This window comes from Rathayibacter sp. AY1C2 (assembly GCF_002931195.1).
Taxonomy (GTDB): Bacteria; Actinomycetota; Actinomycetes; order Actinomycetales; family Microbacteriaceae; genus Rathayibacter.
Genome location: NZ_PSWG01000009.1, coordinates 104,908 through 122,724, shown reverse-complemented (window position 1 = coordinate 122,724; position 17,817 = coordinate 104,908). Strand labels below are relative to the sequence as shown.

Here is a 17,817-nt window from a genome sequence, read left to right as displayed (position 1 = left end):
CACCTGAAGGACCCCCCCCATGTCACGAACCCCCCGGCAGGAGCGCACCCGGCGCTCACGCCTCCCCCGAGCGGGCGCCGACCGCGGTCACCGCGTTGAAGGTGTCGGCCGGGCCGACAGTCATCGGGGCCGGGCGTGGGCCTGCGGCGGGAGGGTGCGGCGGGAGGGTGGTGCTGTCGTCATCATCGACGTTCCTCTCAGGTTCGCCTTCGAACCGGTCGGAGTGGGACTCGAGGCGCGAGGACGCGCTTGCCCACTTCAGGTGACACCGTACCGACTTTTGTTAACGGTAACAATGGCGGATTCCCGGGCGATGCCGCAGTGACGGCGGGTGTGAGCGCTCTCTCCCTGCGAGCACGGGGATCCGCGTGGACGGATCACCCTCGCCCGGCGGGGCTCGGACCGGATCCGCTCGAGACCGGCACTTGACACCGGCTCCGCGACCGGTCGATGGTTGTCCACGTCAACATGCAGGTCGTGATCAGCCTCCCATCCCACTCGGAGCGTCGGCGCTGACGCGTCCCGCGGCGGGACGACCGGATCACCATCCCGGTCGCTCCAGCGCATCCTCTGCCGTGCTCCGACCCCTTCGGACACGGCTCCTTCCTGCGACCCTCACCCGCGTCCCTTCGGGGACGCCGGATGTCTGTGAAAGGCACCCATGTCCCGGACAACGAAGTCCCACCCCTCCAAGCGCCTGATCGGCGCCCTGATCGCGGCCGTCGTCGGCATCACGACCTTCGGCATCAGCTCGCCCGCCTCTGCAGCCACCGCCCCGGTCGGCCTCGGATCGGCGCAGGAGATCCGCAACCAGCACAGCAGCATGTGTCTCGACGACTTCGACTTCGGCACTCAGCCCGGAGCCGAGGTGCGGCAGTGGAGCTGCACCGAGGGGAGCAACCAGCGCTGGCAGGTCACCGACCTCGGCACAGGCTACGCCGAGATCAAGAACACCTTCAGCAACCTCTGCCTCGACAACTTCGACTTCGGCACCACCCCGGGCTCGGAGGTGCGGCAGTGGAGCTGCAACGGCAGCACCGCCCAGCAGTGGCGGATCACCTCCGTCGGCGGAGGCTACGCCGAGATCGCCAATCGGCACAGCGACCTCTGCCTCGACAACAAGGACTTCCGCCAGCTCGACGGCTCCCCCATTCAGCAGTGGACCTGCACCGGCTCCAAGGCCCAGCGCTGGGCACTGACCGATCCGACCGTGCAGAAGATCACCTGGACGCTGAACCGCGTCGCGAGCCCGACCGCTGACGAGGCCGACGCCTACGCCCGCATCACCGACGCGATGGACCGCGCCGTGGCCCGCTACAACCGCCTCAGCAACATCTCCCGCTCCCTGACCGTCTCGTACAGCCCCGGAACCCCGACGGCCGATGCGAACATCTACGGCCAGATCCGCTTCGGCAAGGAGCGCGTCTACATGGTGGAGGGCACCGCCATGCACGAGATCTCGCACACCGTGGGCTTGGGCACGTCGACCACCTTCAACACGAACTGCGAGAACAGCAGCTGGGACTCGGCCCTGGCACTGCTGCGCACCTGGGACGGACCGGACGCGACAATCCAGTGCACCCCGGGTCACATCTTGAACTACGGCCTCAACTACAACAGCGAGTTCAGCCAGCTGAACCTCGAGCGCCACGTGAAGCTGGTGCAGTCCATGCTCAGTGACGGCATGTAGCCGTCACTCGAGGCACGCCCGAACGAGCATCCTCGCCGCCCCTCGCGGGCGGCCGGCGCCGGCGGGGCGGGGAACCAGAGCCCTCCACCCCGCCGGCGCCGCATGCCCCGATGTCTCCCTCCGGAGGCGCGGGGCAGCGGAGCGCTCGGGAGTCGAGGAGGGCCCCTCGACCGGGTGGTCGCAGCCGACGTGCCGGACGCCGCACCCTGGGGAGGGGGCGTCCGGCACGTCTTCCTCGTGTCCGCGCCGTCCGGTCCGCCGGACCCCCCGGAGGCGCATGACGGGCGGCGTCTGCGGGCGCTAGCGGTTCCGCTCGACGGTGCTCGGCGCGGTCCGGTGCGTCTCCGGCGCCTCCGTGCCGACGGGCTCCGCCTCCCCGCTCGCCGCGGCCTCCCGCAGGTACTGCGCCGACATGACGCGGTAGGAGCGGGTGAGCATCGCCGCGCCGGCCGCGATGATCATGACGACTCCGCCGACCAGGAACACCAGCGCGATCCCCCGGCCGATGCCGTCGCCGAGCAGCCCGCCGAACGCCGAGCGCCCGGCCGGCGACTCCATGTACGGGATGAGCGCGAACTCGGCGATCGGGGCGATGAGGAACGACGTGATCGGAGCGGCGGCCGACTCGAACGCCGCCGCGAAGCCGAAGACGCGCCCCTGGGTCTCGAAGGGGACGACCTTCTGGATCACCGTCTGCTCGGCGGCCTCGACCGCCGGGATCAGGGTCATGTAGATCCAGATGCCGCCGGCGTAGAGCCACCACCAGTCGCGGAGGGTGAAGACCGCGCCGATCAGGCCCATCGCCATCACGAGCAGCAGCATCGTCCGGATCGGGTTCCTCCCGAGACCGAACCTCGCGACGAGCAGACCGCCGATGACGAAGCCGGTCGCCGTCACTCCGAGCACCACGCCCCACAGCTCGACCGGGAACAGCTCGAGGCCGTACGGGTCCATCAGCGCCATGTAGACGCCGCCGATCAGGTTGTTGAACGTCGAGAAGACGATGAGCGCGAACAGCCCGGTCGCCGCCCGCACCGCGGTGATGCTGCCGCGGAGATCGATCAGCGACGCCCTCTCCCCCGTCGGCGCGGGCCGGTCCTCCGGGATGCGCAGGAAGAGGAGGTGCAGGAGCGCGGCGGCGGAGAGGCCGATCGCGATCACCAGCGTCCACCCCATGCCGAGCAGGCCGATGGCGAGCCCGCTGAAGACGCTCGTCACCACGAAGGCGAGGCCCTGGACCGTGCCGACGAGGCCGTTCGCGCGGGCGTGCCCCTCCACCGGGACCAGCAGGGTCACCGTCGTGGACAGGGCGATGTTGCGCATGTTCTCGATGACGGCGCCGAAGAGGATCGTTCCCGAGAACACCCAGAACCAGGGGGCGCGGAAGTCCAGGAGCGCCGCCTCGGGCAGCGCGAGGAAGAGACCGCCCGCGACGCCGAACGACACGAGCGTGACCGCCCCGGCGAAGACCATGACGCGGAACTTGCGGTGCCGGTCCACGATCGTGCCGAAGGCCATCGCGAAGACCGCGACGAGCAGCATGTAGGCGCCGCCGATGATCCCGGTCGCCAGGACGGAGCGCGTCTCGAGGTACACCCAGAACGTGAGCGCGAACCAGAGGAAGCTCGTCGTCACGTTCGCGACGGCGGTGTTGAGGAGGATCTGGTGGAAGTCGCGGAGCTTCGTCGAGGTGTCGGCGTCAGCTCCGGGCACGGGGGCGGTCGAGGACACGGCTTCCCTCCGCTCGCGACGGCGCCGTCGGTCCCGCGGCGGGAGTCGAGGGTCGTCGCAGCCACTGTAGGACCGCGCCGTCGGCGAGTCGAGAGGGGCCGGGCGTCCGGCGGGGATGCGCTGCCGCCTCCCGCGCGGACGCGGGCGCCGCCGCCCTCGCGACCCGGATCAGCGGGCCTCGGGGGCGGCGGCGCCGACGGGTCAGACGATGGCGGCGCGGAGGGCCGCGGCGGCCTCGCCGACGTCCGGGGCGCCGTAGATGGCCCCGCCCGCGACGGCCACGAGGGCGCCGGCGCGCTGCACCGACTCGATGGTGGCGGTGCTCACGCCGCCCGCGACCGAGAACGGCACGCCGGAGGACTCGCCGTCGCGCAGCAGGGTCTCGAAGGTGAAGCCCTCCTCCGCCTGCTCGTCCAGACCGGCGTGCATCTCGACGAACTCGGCGCCGAGGGCGACGACCTCGCGGGCGCGGGCGGCCTTGTCGGGCACGCCGATGAGGTCGACGACGACGCCCTTGCCGTGCTTCCTCCCGGCGGCGATCGCGCCGGCGATGGTGCTGTCGCCGGCGACGCCGAGGACCGTCACGAGGTCGGCGCCGGCCGCGAAGGCCATGTCGGCCTCGAGCTCGCCCGCGTCCATCGTCTTGAGGTCGGCGAAGACCGTCTTGTCGGGGTGCGCCTCCTTGATGGCGGTGATGGCGGAGAGGCCGGCGCTCTTGATGAGCGGGGTGCCCAGCTCGAGGATGTCGACGTGCGGGGCGGCGGCAGCGGCGAGCTCGAGGGCGGCGTCGGTGCTGAGGGTGTCCATGGCGAACTGGAGCTTCACGGGGTTCTTCTTCCTGTCGAGGTGGGGAGTCGGGTCATTCGAGGTTCGCGTGGCGCGGCCAGAGCTCGTCGGCGCTGTCGCCGCGGCGCTGCCAGAGCGCGTGGAACAGGGCGTCGCCGGTGAGCACGACGACCTGCTCGAAGAGCCCGCCGGAGTACTGCGCCGAGGCGGCGCCGGAGCGGTCGAGCTTGTCGGCGGCGGGCACGACCACCACGGCGGAGGCGAGCCCGGCCAGCGGGGAGTCGGCGGCGGTCGTGATCGCCGCGACCCGCGCTCCGGCGTCGACGGCGGCCTGCGCGGCGCGGACGATGCCCCCGGTGGTGCCGGAGCCGCTCGCGGTGAGCAGCACGTCGCCGCTGCGGATCGCCGGGGTCGTCACGTCGCCGACCACGTGCACGACGAGTCCGAGGTGCATGAGGCGCATGGCGGTCATCCGCAGGGCGAGGCCGGAGCGGCCGGCGCCGTGGATGAAGACGCGATCGGCGCCGGCGAGCAGCTCGAGGACGGGCTCGAGGCGGTCGGTCGTCAGCGAGGCGGTCGCGGCGGACACCTCGGCGGCGATCACGGCGAGCGCCTCTGCGGGGTCGGTGGTGCGGTCGTCAGCGGGCATGGATCCACAGTGCGCCCGGCGACCGGATCCGCGCGCCACCTGATCGAGGAGGTCCGCCTACCCGATCGGGTGGGCGATGCCGCTCGCGGGTAGGACGGGTAGGTTCGGAGGATGGATCCCGCCGAGTCCCCCGCCTCCCGCACCCTGCTGCAGCAGCACGCCCGCACGGTGGCCGAGCAGGCCGACCGGCACGCGGTGGCGCTGGAGTCGGTGCTCGCCGCCCTGCGCGCCGAGCGCCTCGACGACCGTGCGGCCCGCACCGTCGCGATCGACATCGCCGCGAACGCCCTGGTCGAGCTGCGCACCGCCTCGGACGAGCAGCGCAGCGCGATGCTGGAGCCCGTCGTGGGCGCGTTCGCGCGGCTCCGGAGCGACCTGCGCCCGCTCGTGCGCTTCGGCGACCTCGACGTGCAGTTCGTCGAGCCGCCCGCCACCGGGCGCGCCCTCCCCGGCGAAGTGGCGCACGCGGCCCGCGCGATCGTGCGGAGCGCCGTGCTGGCGTTCGTGGAGTCGGAGCAGACGCGCCGGGTGCGGATCCAGTGGGACTGCGACGGGCTCAACCTGCTCATCGAGATCCGCGACGACGGCCGGGGCGAGCTGACGACCCGCGACGACGCCCTGCGCCCGATCGCCGAGCGCATGCGCGGGCTCGACGGGGAGCTCTCGGTCGCGTCGACCGCGGGCTGGGGGTCGACCCTGTCGATCCGCCTCCCCCTCGATCCGCCGGCGCAGCCCGACGGGCTCGACCTCGCCGAGCTCAGCGCCCGCGAGCGGGAGGTGCTGAACCTGATCACGCTCGGCGCCTCGAACCAGCGGATCGCGGACGACCTCGGCATCAGCGGCAACACCGTGAAGTTCCACGTGTCGAACCTGCTGCGCAAGGCCGGGGCCCGCACCCGGGCGGAGCTGGCGGCGCTGGCGCGCTGATCGATCCGGGTGCCCCGCCCGGCAGCACGGCCCTGACAGACCCCCCGGATGCACGGACGGGCCGCGGCGGCCGCCGAGGGTCCCCCCTCCTGCGGCGCCGCGGCCCGTCCGGCCGATCAGCGCGTCCCGATCACTCGCTCCGGAGCAGCCCGAAGCGGAACCGGCCGGAGCCGTCGAGCGTGTCGTCGATGCCCGAGATCGTGGAGGAGGCGATGACGGTCTCCGTGCCCTCGAGGAGCGGCACGGTGATCGCCTTCTCCGCCGCGAGGCGCTGCGCCTCCTCGATCGCCGCGGTGCGCTCGTCACCAGGGGCCAGGCTCCGCTCGCGCAGCACGACCTCGTTGTACGCGTCGTCCTTCACGGCGGCGCCGAGGATGGAGGGGGCCTCGTCGGTGCCGTAGAGCAGGTTCAGGTAGTTGTCCGAGTCCGGGTAGTCCGCGAACCAGCCCTGCTGGTAGAGCGGGTAGGAGGTCGACTTCTCCTTCACGTACTGCGTCCACTCCGTCGACTGCAGGTCGACCGTGAACAGGCCGCTGCGCTCGAGCTGGTTCTTGATGAGCGCGTACTCGTCCGAGGTGCTGGAGCCGTAGTGGTCGGTGTTGTACTGCTGCTTGAGGTCGACGGGACCGGTGATCCCGGCCGCCTGGAGCGCGGCGGCGGCCTCGTCCGCGCTGGGACCGCCGCTCCCGTCGCCGAAGGCCTGCTCGTACGCCGGCGTCGATCCGGTCAGGGCGCTGGGGACGATCGAGTAGACCGGCGCGTAGGTGCCCTTGTAGACCTGGTCCGACAGCTCGTCGCGGTCGATCAGGTCGGCGACGGCGGTGCGGACGGCGAGCGCCTTGTCGGCGTCGGCCTCGGAGGTGGCGGAGCCGTAGGGCATGGTCTCGGGGTTGAAGACCAGGAAGCGCATCTCGGCGCCGGGACCGGAGTGCACCGTCAGGCCCTCCTCGCCGCGGAGGTCCTCGGTGTCGGTCGCGTTCAGCGTGCGGTAGGCGACCGCGATCTCACCGCGCTGGATGTCGAGCTTGAGGTTGCTCTCGTCCGCGTAGTAGCGGACGATCACCGACTCGTTAGCGGCGGCGCCGAGGAGGCCGTCGTAGGAGTCGTTGCGGGTGAGCTGCACGAGCGAGTTCAGCGTGTAGCTCGTGATGGAGTACTGCCCGCTGAAGGCGTCGCCGGCGACGATGTCGTCGTCGGTGGTGAGGGAGTCGGCCGAGAAGACGTCCTCGTCGACGATCGCGGCGGCGGGGCTGGTGAGGATCTGGGGCCAGAGGGCGTTGTCCGGGGTGGCCAGTGTGAAGACGACGGTGGAGTCGTCCTCCGCCTGGACCGAGACCATGTCCGAGAGCAGCGACGAGGGGCCGTTCGGAGCGGCGATCGCCACCTGGCGCTCGAAGGTGAAGACCACGTCCGAGGCGGTGAGCGGATTGCCGTTGGCGAAGGCGGCGTCCTCGCGCAGGGCGACGCGGTAGTGGGTGGGGTCGGTGAACTCGGCCGAGGCCGCGAGGTCCGGTACGGGATCCGTCGATCCGGGGGCGGAGGTCAGCAGCCAGGAGAAGACCTGGTTCTGCAGCGTCGCCGAGCCGAGGTCCCAGGAGCCGGCGGGATCCAGGGCGGTGACCTTGTCCGCGGTCCCCAGGAGGATCCCGGGGGGCGCCTGGGCGCCGGTGGTGCCCGGCGAGCAGGCGGTGAGGGCGACCGGCGTCGTGCCGTCGCGGTTCCGGCTACTCGAGCAGCTTGCCCGCGGTGGCGACCTCGCCGCTGATCAGCGCCTGGATCTCCTCCGGCACCGCGGGGATCTCCTCGCGCGTGATCCCCGCGGAGGGCGACCAGACGAGGTTCACCTGGAGGGCCGGGTCGATGTCCGGGTAGTCGCTGCGGTTGTGGCAGCCGCGGCTCTCCCGGCGCTCGAGCGCTGCCTCGAGAGTGGCCCGCGCGGCCATCGCGGCCGACTTGAGGTCGAAGGCGTGGGCGAGGTCCTGGAAGCCGGCGATGTCCGGGTGCACGCCGATGTCGGCGATGCGCGCCTCGATCGCGTCCAGCTCGGCGAGCCCGGCGAGCAGGCCCTCCTCGTCGCGGACGACTCCGGCGTGCTCGGTCATCGTGTTGCGGATCGCGCGCTGCAGGGCGCGGACGTTCTCGGTGCCGTCGGCCGCGAGCAGGCCGGCGATCTCGTCGCGGGCGACCTGGACGGACGCGGCCGAGCGGGTCTGGGCGGTCAGCGAGGCGGAGTACTCCGCCGCCGCCTGCCCGACGATCCGGCCGAACACCAGCAGCTCGATCAGCGAGTTGCCGCCGAGGCGGTTGGCGCCGTGCAGTCCGCTGGAGGCCTCTCCGATCGCGTAGAGCCCGGGGACGTCGGTGCTGTGGTCGTCCGAGCGCACCCAGACCCCGCCCATCGAGTAGTGCGCCGTGGGCGCGATCTCGATCGGGTCCTTCGTGATGTCGAGCATCTGCAGCTCGAGCATCGTCTGGTACACCCGCGGCAGCCGGGTCATGATCGTCTCGCGCGGCAGGTGCGAGACGTCGAGCCAGACCCCGCCGTTCGGCGTGCCGCGACCCTCCTTGATCTCGGTGTAGCAGGCGAGAGCGACGCGGTCACGGGTCGAGAGCTCGAGGCGCTCGGCGTCGTACTTGCCCATGAAGCGCTCGCCGAGGCCGTTGCGGAGGATGCCGCCCTCGCCGCGCGCGGCCTCGGAGATCAGCGTGCCCGCCGCGTTCTCGGGCTCGATGATGCCCGACGGGTGGAACTGGACCAGCTCCGGGTCGCGCAGGCGGCCGCCGGCCTCGACGGCCAGGCGGAACGAGTCGCCCGTGTTCTCGTCACGGCGGGAGGAGGTGCGGCGCCAGATGCGGTTGTGCCCGCCCGCGGCGAGGATCACCGCATCCGCGTGGATCAGGTAGCGGGTGCCGTCGACGAGGTCGAAGCCGTAGGCGCCGAACACTGCTCCGTCCTCGTTGACGAGGATGCGCGTGACGTACACGGTGTCCAGGATCGGGATCTCGAGCTGGGCGGCCCGGTTGACGAGCGTGCGCTGGATCTCGAGGCCGGTGTAGTCGCCCGCGAAGGCGGTCCGGCGGTAGGTGTGCGCGCCGAAGAAGCGCTGCGAGATGCGGCCGTCGTCCTCGCGGGCGAACGGCATGCCGTAGCGCTCGAGGTCCTGGATGCCGCGGGCGGCGTTGGAGGTGACGATCTCGACCGTGTGCGGGTTGGCGAGCTGGTAGGACTCGGTGATGGTGTCGGCCGCGTGCTGCTGCCAGCTGTCGTCGGGGTCCATCGTGGCGAGGGCGGCGTTGATGCCGCCGGCGGCGAGGGAGGTGTGCGCGTCCGACTTCGAGCGCTTGCCGAGCGCGAGGACGTCCACGCCCGCCTCGGCGAGCTCGATCGCGGCGCGCAGGCCCGATCCGCCGGTGCCGATGACGAGGACGGAGGTGGAGATCCGGCGCTCCGGTGCGGTGGTCTCTGAAGTGGTCATGCCTCAACGCTAGGCACGGCGCTTCGATTACTCCAATGCATAATGCTGGGCACAGCCATGCGCATAGGGTATGCATGTGGATCTCGAGCAGCTCACCGGATTCGTCGAGGTCGCCCGCCTCGGCAGCTTCACCCGCGCCGCCGAGGAGCTGCATCTCGCGCAGCCCTCGCTGAGCCGCCGGATCGCCGCGCTGGAGCAGGACCTCGGCTCCGAGCTCTTCCACCGGGCGCGCTCCGGCAGCACCCTCACACCGGCCGGCGAGCTGCTGCTGCCGCTCGCCCGGCGCATGCTCGCCGACGCCGGATCGGTGCGCCGCGAGCTGGCCGAGCTGGCCGGGCTCGAGCGCGGCCGGGTGCGGTTCGGCGCGACGCCGACGCTCTGCATCAGCCTCGTCGCGGAGGTGCTGCACGCCTTCCACTCCGTGCATCCCGCCGTGGAGCTGCACCTCGCCGAGGACGGGTCGCGGAGCCTCTTCGACCGGCTGGCCCGGGGCGAGCTCGACCTGGCGCTGGTGACGACCTCGACCGCGGCCGCTCCCGGCGCCTTCACGGTGACCCCGCTGCTCGTCGAGGAGCTCGTCGTGGTCTCCTCCGCCGCAGAGCCTCCCCTCGCCGCGACCGGCGCGCTCGACCTGGCCGCGGTCGCCCGCCTCCCGCAGATCGTCTTCAACTCCAGCTACGACCTGCGCCGCACGACCGACGCCGCGTTCGCCGCCGCGGGCCTGGAGCCGGACGTGGTGCTGGAGGGCGCCGAGATGGACGCGGTGCTGCGCTTCGCCGAGCGGGGCCTGGGCGTCGCGGTCGTCCCGGCGATGGTGCTGCAGGGGCGCCCGGGGCTGCGCTCGATCCGCATCGAGGAGCCGACGCTCGAGAAGCCCACGCTGACCCGGACGATCAGCCTCGCGCGCCCGGCGGACCTCGCGCCGACCGCCGCGGCGCGGGTCATGCAGCGCACCATCGCGGCGACCGCCCGCGCCTTCGCCGCCCAGGCCGGCGGAACGATGCGCCTGGCCGACGCCCGCTGACCGAGTTGGGGTCTCGAGGCGCCGCTGCTCGACCAGCAGTACGGCGAACATGCTGATCGAGCAGCCCCGGAGGCGTATCGAGATCTCCCCCGCACGCGCAGGAGCGCCCCCGGCCCCGCAGGGCCGGGGGCGCTCCCCGGTGGTTCAGCCGTGCGCTACGAGCACGGGCGCGCCGCGTACGGAGCGCTCACCTCCGTCTCGACGGGGGCGCCGTTCATCGTGGCCGTGGCCTCGACGGTCACCGCACCGGCGGGCAGGTTCGCCTGACGGGTGGTGAAGGCGTGCGACACGGTCTTGCCGGGCGCCACCGAGGTGAACGACTTCGTGCCGGACGTCGACGTGAAGGTCACGCCGACGGGGACGTCGGAGCCGTTGCTCGCCTGGACGGTGACGATCGCCTTGCCCGCGATGCAGCGGGTCGCCGCGCTCGCCGTGATGTCGAGCGCCGGAGCAGCCTCGCCCTCGGTGAAGGCGAAGGTGTCGAGCTCGAACAGGTCGCCGGAGGGTCCGGAGTAGCTGAAGAACACGTCGTGCACTCCGGTCGCTCCGGTCAGCGCGGCGCTGACGTCGGTCCACTCGCCGGTCGTCCCGTTCACCGCGACGGTGCCCGCGACGGGCCCGGTCTCGGAGTCGAGGCGGACGGTGACGGTGCCGCCGGCCTGCAGCGCCTTGGCCTTCGCGGTGAACGTCGCGGCTCCGGTGTCCCCGAAGTCGACGGCCGACAGCGCGGTCCAGTCGCCGTTGTCGAGGTCCTTCAGCACGAGGTTCTGGGTCGCGCCCGCGGCGGGGGTGCCGAGCGGCGCCGTCGCGATGCCCTTGCTCCAGCCGATGGTCTCGGCCGGGAAGGTGCGGTACGGATCGAAGTCCTTCACCTGGTCGACGCCCTTGTAGTCGCCGACCACCTGCTGCACCGTGCCGTCGGCGTTGAACTGCAGCTCCTGGATGTGCGGGCTGCGGTACCCCTGGGTGGTGTCGCCGTTGATCCGCTTGTTGAGCGTCGGCGCGTGGTAGGTGAAGTAGTACTTGCCGCCCAGCTCGAAGACCGACTGGTGGTTGTTGCCGCCGGTGCCGGCTCCGAAGAAGCGGCTCTGGTTCGGGAACATCACGCCGGCGTAGTTCTCCTTGGGCCAGGACATCGGGTCGTCCGAGATCATGTAGCCGATCTCGCCGCCGCCCGGGTAGCCGGGCTCGCGGGTCTGGTTGCCGCCGAAGTCGTTGCCGCCGAAGTGGGACGAGTACGAGAGGTAGTACTTGTCCTGGCGCTTGAACACCTGGGCCGCCTCGAACGCGACGGGCGCGTCCACGACGGCGGAAGTGCCCTGGGTCGAGATCATGTCGTCGCCGAGCTCGATCACGCGGATGTTCTTCGGATTGTTGAAGCGCTCGGCCGCGGGGAGCGCGGTCGAGGCGGGTCCGCCTCCGAAGAACAGGTAGCCCTGGCCGTCGTCGTCGACGAGCGGTGCCGGGTCGAACTTCCACGCGACCGCCTCGGCGCCCGGGGTGGACGCGTTGATGAGCGTGGAGGTGCGCTGGCTGGTCCACGGACCCACCGGCGAGTCGCCGGTGATCACGTTGCTGGAGCCGCCGCCGTTGGCGTAGTAGAGGAAGTACTTGTCGACGCCGTTCACGGTCTTCTTCGCCATGCCGGGAGCCCACGAGTTGCCGGTGTAGGGCGCGACTCCGGTGGAGCCGGCGACCTGGATCTCGCCGTGGTCGGTCCAGTTGACGAGGTCGTCCGAGGAGATCACGGTGATCTGGTTGATCTTGCCGTAGTCGATGCCCGCCGAGACGCCCGTGGCGGGGTTCGGAGCGTAGCCCTGGGTGTCGTTCGTCATGTACATGTACACGCGGCCGTTCTCGACGAAGCCGAAGCCGTCGGCGCCGAACTTCCAGCCCATGAGCGGGTTGTGGTCGCCCGGGATCTTGCCCACGACCTCGATGGTGCGCGAGGCGGGCGCGGGCGGCGCCGCTCCGACCAGCGAGACGTCGTCGAGCTTGTAGTCCATGAGGTGCGTCTCGGGCGCGGCCGACGGAGTCGCGGTCCACGGCGTCTCGAAGAAGAGGCGCGCGGTGGCGACGCTCTGCCCGGCGGGGATGGTGAACGATCCGTTGATCGTCGCCCACTGCCCCTTCGTGGCGGTGACGCTCGCGAGGTTCGTGTAGGTGCCTCCGCCGTAGTGCATGGTGGCGAAGAACTGCTTGGTCGCGGGGCTCGCGGCGTTCTCGTACTTGATCTGCGCCTTGACCTGGTAGGTCTGGCCGGCGACGACCTTGCCGCTGAGGTCCTGCATGGCTCCCGCGCCGGTGGTCGTGCGGCCGGTGACGAGCGCTGCGGCGGTGCCGGTGCGCGCGTCCGTGGTCGTCGCGATGGTGCCGGCGTCGGCGGCGTTGCCGTTGTTGACGAACCAGCTGCCGATGCCGCTCTCGAAGCCGCCGTTGACGATGAGCTCCGCCTCAGCGGCGGACGAGGTCTGGGCGGCGAAGGGTGCCACCAGGAGCGCGGTCAGCGCGGCCGTGGCCAGCAGCCTCAGCCGCAACCGCCCCTTCGGAGCGGCTTCTCGTTGTGGTGATCTCACGGATCCTCCTTGATCGTGTCGTGCAGGAGATCGTCGGCGACGGGTGCCGCTGACGCGTTCGGGGGCGGGGGCGGCCGCGCGGGCCGCCCCCGGAGTGCTCAGCCGCAGGACGCGGCCGGATGGGGCGCTCTCACCGTGGTCGTCACCGGCTCGCCGTCGACGGTGGCGGTCGCGGTCACGACCACCTCGGCGGCGGGGACCGAGGCCGCCCGCGTGGTGAAGGCGTGACTCGTCGTGGCGCCGGGTGCGAGCGCGGCGACCGTCTTCGTGCCGGACGCGCTCTCCATCCGGAGGGCGACGGGCACGTCGTCGGCGTTGGTCGCCCGCACGGTCACGACGACCTTCCCCGCGATGCAGCGGGTCGCGGCGGCGGCGGTCACGTCGAGCGACGCCTCCTTCAGCGTCCCGAGGCGCGCCAGCTGGTAGCTGAGCGCGCGCTCCGGGGCGTCGATCTGGTTCTGCGTTCCCGCGGTGCCGACCGACTGCGCCTTCGCGAGGACCGACTGGAGGTCGGACCAGGCGTCGGCCGGGTAGTCGTCGGAGCGGAGCGTCGCCGCGTGGGCGACGGCCGCGTCGAGCTGCGAGCGGTCGAGCGCCTTCCCCTCCGAGGAGAGGGTGTCGCTCAGGAGGAACTCGTCGACGTCGACGTGGCCGCCGGCGGTCTTCGTCGCGTAGCTGAACAGCCCGAGGCGGTGGCCCATGAAGTGCGTGAGCTGACCGTCGAGGGTCTGCGGGCCGACGCGACTGCCGAGCTTCGTCCAGCTCGTCCCGTCGAGGCTGTACGAGAAGGTCGTCCAGAGCTGTCCGGCCGGAGCCGAGAGCTCGAGATCGGCCTTCAGGCGCACCTGCGAGGCGTCGCCGAGGGCGGCGGTGGTGCCGGGGAGGAAGGACTCCACGGCCGCCTGGTCGAACGTGGTCGCGAACGGCTGACTGCGGTTCACGACGCCGACGGTGGTGACGCCGTCCACGCGCTTGACCGCGACGTAGGAGAAGCCGCGGTTGTAGGCCGCGAGCCCGGCGACGTCGCCGTCCTTCATCCCGGAGACGTCGAACGCCGCCTCCGCCGACTGCTTCGGAGCCACGATGCGCTGGGAGAGCGTGTTGCGCGCCTCCTCCAGGTACGTCATCTCGGGCGAGCCCGAGAGACGCGTGTGCGCGGCCGTTCCGCTGAGCACCTTCCCGTTGGTGAGGCGGAGCCAGCCCTCGCGCTCGGTCAGCGACCAGTAGCGGTTGTCGGGGGCGTGGTTCCACTGCCAGGGGAGGGCGAGGGTCGAGCCGTTCGGGTGGATCTCGGCGGCCGTCGGGCGCTCGAGGGTGGGGGCGGCGCCGACGAGCGAGACGTCGTCGAGCAGGTACTCGGTGCTCGAGGACGCCGGCTGCGGGTTGCCCCACGGCGTCTCGACGGCGAACTTCACGCTGCCGACGTTCGCGGTCTCGGGCACCGTGTAGGTCCCCGTGATCGTCGTCCACTGCCCCTGCGTGACGGCGGCGGAGGCCATCGTCACGGGTCCCGCGCCGAAGTCGGCGCAGAGGTTGAAGCGGACCGACGCGGGGCCGGTCGTGTACTTCACCTTCGCGGACACGGTGTAGGTCACGCCGCGCTGCAGCTTGTTCGCCAGCACCTGGCTCGGGCCGGAGCCGTTGAGCGTGCGGGTGCCCACGCGGAGCGCGGCGGTGCCGGACGCCGGGTCGGTCGTGTCGGCCGACAGCGTCGCGCCGAACTGGCCTGCCCACGGCGCCGTCCCCGACTCCGCTCCCGGGTTCTGGAGCAGCTGCACGCCGAGCAGCGACGCGTCGTAGGCGGGCGCGGGCGGGATCGTCCACGACTCGTCCTGGTAGGCCTTCGCCGGGGCGTCGTTGTCGAAGTCGTCCGAGACGACGATGCTCTTCTGCCGCTCGAACAGCTCCTCCTCGGGGCTGAGGCGGATCGGCTTCGGGAAGCTCCCGCCCACCGGCACCGAGCCGTTCGTCCCGAACGTCGGCCAGCCGTCCTTCCACGTCGCCGGGATGAGCCCGGGGATGCGGCCGGTCGGGAAGCTGTCGCGGAAGAACATGCCGTGCCAGGCGGTCGAGCCGTCCTCCTTCGCGATCGGCACGAGGCTCCCCTGGGCGAACCCGCTGGAGTTCAGCACGCCCCTGCCCTCGTAGGGGTTGCTGCCGTCGGCGGTCGCGTAGCGGCCCAGCAGCTCGGACGAGCGGAACAGCGCCACCTGGCGGCCCTGGCCCGAGGGCCAGGTGATGATGACGATGTAGTACTGCCCGTCGATGTACTGCACCTGCGCGCCCTCGAACAGGCCGCCGAGGTAGCCGGCTCCCGGGTAGTCCGAGGTGCGGAGGATGTTCGGGTACTCGGCGACGACGGTCGTCAGGTCCTCGCTCAGCTTCACGGCGCTGGTGGATCCGGAGCCGTAGAAGATGTACGGCGTGCCGCCGTCCGCGTCGTCGAAGAAGAGCGACGGGTCGTGGAAGGCGCGGCCGAGGGCTGTGCGGGTCCAGGCTCCGTCCTCGATGTCGTCGGTCGAGTAGAGGTAGGAGCCGCCGAGGTTGTTGGTGTTGAAGACCGCGTAGTAGCGGCCGTCGTGGTACCGCAGCGACGAGGCCCACTGGCCGTTGCCGTAGGAGTTCTGCCCGTTGCGGAGCGAGAAGCGGTCGCCGATCTCGAGCCGGTCGAAGACGTAGTTGACGATCTCCCAGTTGACGAGGTCGTAGGACTTCATGATCGGGGCGCCCGGGCTGAGGTGCATCGTGGTGCTGATCATGTAGTAGATGTCGCGGCCCTCGTCGTTCTCGGACGCGGGCACGCGCTCGACGCTGACGTCGGGCACGTCGGCGTTCAGCAGCGGCACGGAGTAGGTGCCGTCGCCGCGGTCCGTCGACGTGTAGGAGGCCTTCGGCGACCACGCGCCGGCCGCGGTCGCCGGAGCCGCGCCGGAGGCGAGCAGGCCCGCCGCGAGGAGGGCGCCGATCGCCGTGGAGGCGACTGCGCGCATCGGGGTCATTCGAACAGCGACAGCGTCAGGACGGAGGAGTAGTCGCCGGGGGCGACGTCGGCCTCGGTCTTCAGGGTGAGGCCCGCGGACACGGTCCAGGACCCGTCCGTCGCGGTCTCCTGCGAGTCGAGCGACAGCGCGAGCAGCTCCTGGTCGAACAGGCCCACGGCGTCGGCGCCCTCGTCGAGGATCGTGTCGACCGGGTCGCCCTCGGACACGAGGCCCGACTCGCCGCCGTCCACGAGGACCGGCGTCCAGCCGAGGTGGTCGGAGGAGATGTCCTCCTGGTCCGCGTCGCCGGTGAAGGCGCTCGCCGAGCCGAGGACGTACCAGCCGGCTCCGGCCGGGATCTCGTCGACGGTCCGGGTGTCCGTCACGGTCACGTCGGGCAGCTGCCCCGTGAAGGCGCGCACGGTCGGGGTGGAGCCCTCCTCGGCGAGCGTGGCGGAGGTGCCGTCGATCGACATCGAGAGGGCGCCGGGCTGCTCCAGCTCCTCGATGCTGACGTTCACGTCGACGTCGTCGGAGCCGTACTCGGTGTCGGCGGCCGCGGCCGCGGCGGCGACGCCGGACAGGAGCAGGCAGCCGGCGAGAGCGGCGCCCGAGCGGACGAGCCAGAGGGGTCGGGGGGTGCGTCGCGTGGACATGGTGTTCCTCACTCGATCGGCATCGTCGCCGATCAGGTCGAGCGCCGGACGGCGCGGAGTGGTGGCGCGGCCCGAGGCCGCGAGAGGACGGAGCGCGGCGCAGCCCGAGGGGCGTTCGGCCGCGCCTGGAGCGCAGGACGCGCGGAGAGCGGCGGACGGCTCGTGCGCGGCGGCTTCCACAGCGTGGCCACGCGAGCTCCAGCTCTCGACCCCCTCAGCACTGAGGGGAGAAAGGCTGCCCGATACTCGTCTCTCTCGACTGCTGAGCTTTCCCTCAGCTAGTCTTGCGGGCAATGTTACCGGGAACATTCCCGATTGCAAGGACGTGTTCTCAACCGTCCGGAGCAGCGCAGCGAGGCGATCACCGCGTTCCGCCGCGGCCGGGCGGGGACGGCGGGAGGGGACGAGGATGTCCGCAGGGGCGGCGACGGCGGAGGCCGAGCAGGAGGTCGTGACGACGGAGTGCGCGGAGCGCTCAGGCGTCATCGGCGTGCTCCTGGGCGACTTCGAGCCGTTCGGCACGGAGGTGCTGCAGGGAGTGGCGACGGCGCTCCGGGGGACCCGGTTCGACCTCCTCGCCGGCAGCGGGGCGAGCCGCCGGGGCCGGGCGGGATGGGAGCAGGAGTCCCTGCGGCGCCTCACCGAGGCGCACGTAGCGGGAGCGATCCTGGTGACTCCCTCCGGCGTGATCCCCCCGTCGGACCTGCCGCTCGTCGTCGTGGATCCGCTGACCGCGCAGACCGAGCTGCACTCGGTGGCGACCGACGACTTCGGCGGAGCGCAGCTGGCGACCAGCCACCTGATCGGGCTCGGCCACCGCCGCATCGGCTTCGTCGCGGGCCGCCCCGACCTGGAGTCGTCGCACCGGCGCGGCGCCGGCTACCAGCGGGCGCTCGCGGACGCCGGCCTCCCCTACGACCCCGCGCTCGTACGGGTCGGCTACTACCGGCACGACCCCTCCCTCGCCGCCGCCCACGAGCTGCTGCTGCTGCCCGACCGCCCGACGGCGGTCCTCGCCGCGAACGACGCCTCCGCCATCGCCGTGATCGAGGCGGCCCGGGCGCTGGGCCTCTCGGTGCCGGGGCAGCTTTCGGTCGTGGGCTACGACGACGTGCCCGACGCCTCCCGGGTGGTCCCCGCGCTCACGACGGTGAGGCAGCCGCTGCACCGCGTGGGGCGCGCGGCCGCCCGGGCGCTCCTGACGCTGATCGACGGCGGGAGCGTGGCCGAGCAGCACGTGCGGCTGCGCAACAAGCTCGTGCTCCGCGGGTCGACGGCGCCTCCCGCCGAGGGCCCGCCGTCCGGCTGACTCCTCCCCCTC

The 17,817-nt window shown here is 71.9% G+C and carries 12 protein-coding genes; 4 read left to right on the top strand and 8 right to left on the bottom strand.

Annotated elements, in window-relative coordinates; all coding sequences use genetic code 11:
• The first annotated feature begins 661 nt into the window (after positions 1-661).
• Complete coding sequence (locus C5C55_RS08970) at positions 662-1,690, top strand: RICIN domain-containing protein (RefSeq protein ID WP_104233666.1); 1,029 nt, start codon at positions 662-664, stop codon at positions 1,688-1,690.
• A 300-nt stretch (positions 1,691-1,990) separates the two neighbouring features.
• On the opposite strand, the gene C5C55_RS08965 is transcribed toward C5C55_RS08970, so the two are convergent.
• From C5C55_RS08965 to hxlB, 3 genes are all read right to left on the bottom strand, one after another.
• A complete protein-coding gene (locus C5C55_RS08965; protein ID WP_181067823.1) occupies positions 1,991-3,403 on the bottom strand; it encodes an MFS transporter in 1,413 nt (470 codons plus the stop codon).
• 219 nt (positions 3,404-3,622) lie between these two features.
• Entirely contained in the window at positions 3,623-4,246 is a 624-nt protein-coding gene (gene hxlA / locus C5C55_RS08960) for a 3-hexulose-6-phosphate synthase (protein WP_104224387.1), read from the bottom strand.
• Positions 4,247-4,280: 34 nt separating this feature from the next.
• A complete protein-coding gene (hxlB, locus tag C5C55_RS08955) occupies positions 4,281-4,856 on the bottom strand; it encodes a 6-phospho-3-hexuloisomerase (protein ID WP_104233664.1) in 576 nt (191 codons plus the stop codon).
• A gap of 111 nt (positions 4,857-4,967) precedes the next feature.
• Here hxlB and C5C55_RS08950 point away from each other — a divergent pair, with 111 nt between their 5' ends.
• On the top strand, positions 4,968-5,783 hold the full coding sequence (locus C5C55_RS08950; RefSeq protein WP_104233663.1) for a response regulator transcription factor family protein: 816 nt from the start codon (positions 4,968-4,970) through the stop codon (positions 5,781-5,783).
• Between the two features lie 130 nt (positions 5,784-5,913).
• Here the strand turns inward: C5C55_RS08950 and C5C55_RS08945 are convergent, their stop codons facing one another.
• Entirely contained in the window at positions 5,914-7,329 is a 1,416-nt protein-coding gene (locus C5C55_RS08945; RefSeq protein ID WP_258067513.1) for an ABC transporter substrate-binding protein, read from the bottom strand.
• Positions 7,330-7,507: 178 nt separating this feature from the next.
• Positions 7,508-9,259 carry an L-aspartate oxidase gene (locus tag C5C55_RS08940; protein WP_104233661.1) on the bottom strand — a complete coding sequence of 584 codons (1,752 nt, stop codon included), beginning with the start codon at positions 9,257-9,259 and terminating at the stop codon, positions 7,508-7,510.
• A gap of 70 nt (positions 9,260-9,329) precedes the next feature.
• Between C5C55_RS08940 and C5C55_RS08935 the strand changes: the two genes are divergently transcribed.
• Complete coding sequence (locus tag C5C55_RS08935; RefSeq protein WP_104233660.1) at positions 9,330-10,283, top strand: LysR family transcriptional regulator; 954 nt, start codon at positions 9,330-9,332, stop codon at positions 10,281-10,283.
• A 155-nt stretch (positions 10,284-10,438) separates the two neighbouring features.
• Here the strand turns inward: C5C55_RS08935 and C5C55_RS08930 are convergent, their stop codons facing one another.
• The 3 genes from C5C55_RS08930 to C5C55_RS08920 all read right to left on the bottom strand — a co-directional run bounded on the left by C5C55_RS08930 (position 10,439) and on the right by C5C55_RS08920 (position 16,496).
• The gene (locus C5C55_RS08930) at positions 10,439-12,859 is read right to left on the bottom strand and encodes a family 43 glycosylhydrolase (protein ID WP_219812361.1); all 2,421 of its coding nucleotides are present in this window, start codon (positions 12,857-12,859) and stop codon (positions 10,439-10,441) included.
• Between the two features lie 98 nt (positions 12,860-12,957).
• Positions 12,958-15,849 (bottom strand): family 43 glycosylhydrolase, encoded by a 2,892-nt coding sequence (locus tag C5C55_RS08925; protein ID WP_258072526.1) that lies wholly within the window; start codon positions 15,847-15,849, stop codon positions 12,958-12,960.
• Positions 15,850-15,854: 5 nt separating this feature from the next.
• Positions 15,855-16,496, bottom strand: coding sequence for a hypothetical protein (locus tag C5C55_RS08920; RefSeq protein ID WP_104233676.1), 642 nt, complete (start codon positions 16,494-16,496; stop codon positions 15,855-15,857).
• A gap of 409 nt (positions 16,497-16,905) precedes the next feature.
• On the opposite strand from C5C55_RS08920, the gene C5C55_RS08915 reads away from it, so the two are divergent.
• A complete protein-coding gene (locus C5C55_RS08915; protein WP_104224380.1) occupies positions 16,906-17,805 on the top strand; it encodes a LacI family DNA-binding transcriptional regulator in 900 nt (299 codons plus the stop codon).
• Positions 17,806-17,817: the final 12 nt, after the last annotated feature.

Excerpts from the sequence above, each read along its gene's own strand:
- C5C55_RS08970 (WP_104233666.1), top strand. The coding sequence starts at position 662 with ATGTCCCGGACAACGAAGTCCCACCCCTCCAAGCGCCTGATCGGCGCC.
- hxlB (WP_104233664.1), bottom strand. The coding sequence starts at position 4,856 with ATGCCCGCTGACGACCGCACCACCGACCCCGCAGAGGCGCTCGCCGTG.
- C5C55_RS08950 (WP_104233663.1), top strand. The coding sequence starts at position 4,968 with ATGGATCCCGCCGAGTCCCCCGCCTCCCGCACCCTGCTGCAGCAGCAC.
- C5C55_RS08940 (WP_104233661.1), bottom strand. The coding sequence starts at position 9,259 with ATGACCACTTCAGAGACCACCGCACCGGAGCGCCGGATCTCCACCTCC.
- C5C55_RS08935 (WP_104233660.1), top strand. The coding sequence starts at position 9,330 with ATGCATGTGGATCTCGAGCAGCTCACCGGATTCGTCGAGGTCGCCCGC.
- C5C55_RS08925 (WP_258072526.1), bottom strand. The coding sequence starts at position 15,849 with ATGCGCGCAGTCGCCTCCACGGCGATCGGCGCCCTCCTCGCGGCGGGC.
- C5C55_RS08920 (WP_104233676.1), bottom strand. The coding sequence starts at position 16,496 with ATGTCCACGCGACGCACCCCCCGACCCCTCTGGCTCGTCCGCTCGGGC.
- C5C55_RS08915 (WP_104224380.1), top strand. The coding sequence starts at position 16,906 with ATGTCCGCAGGGGCGGCGACGGCGGAGGCCGAGCAGGAGGTCGTGACG.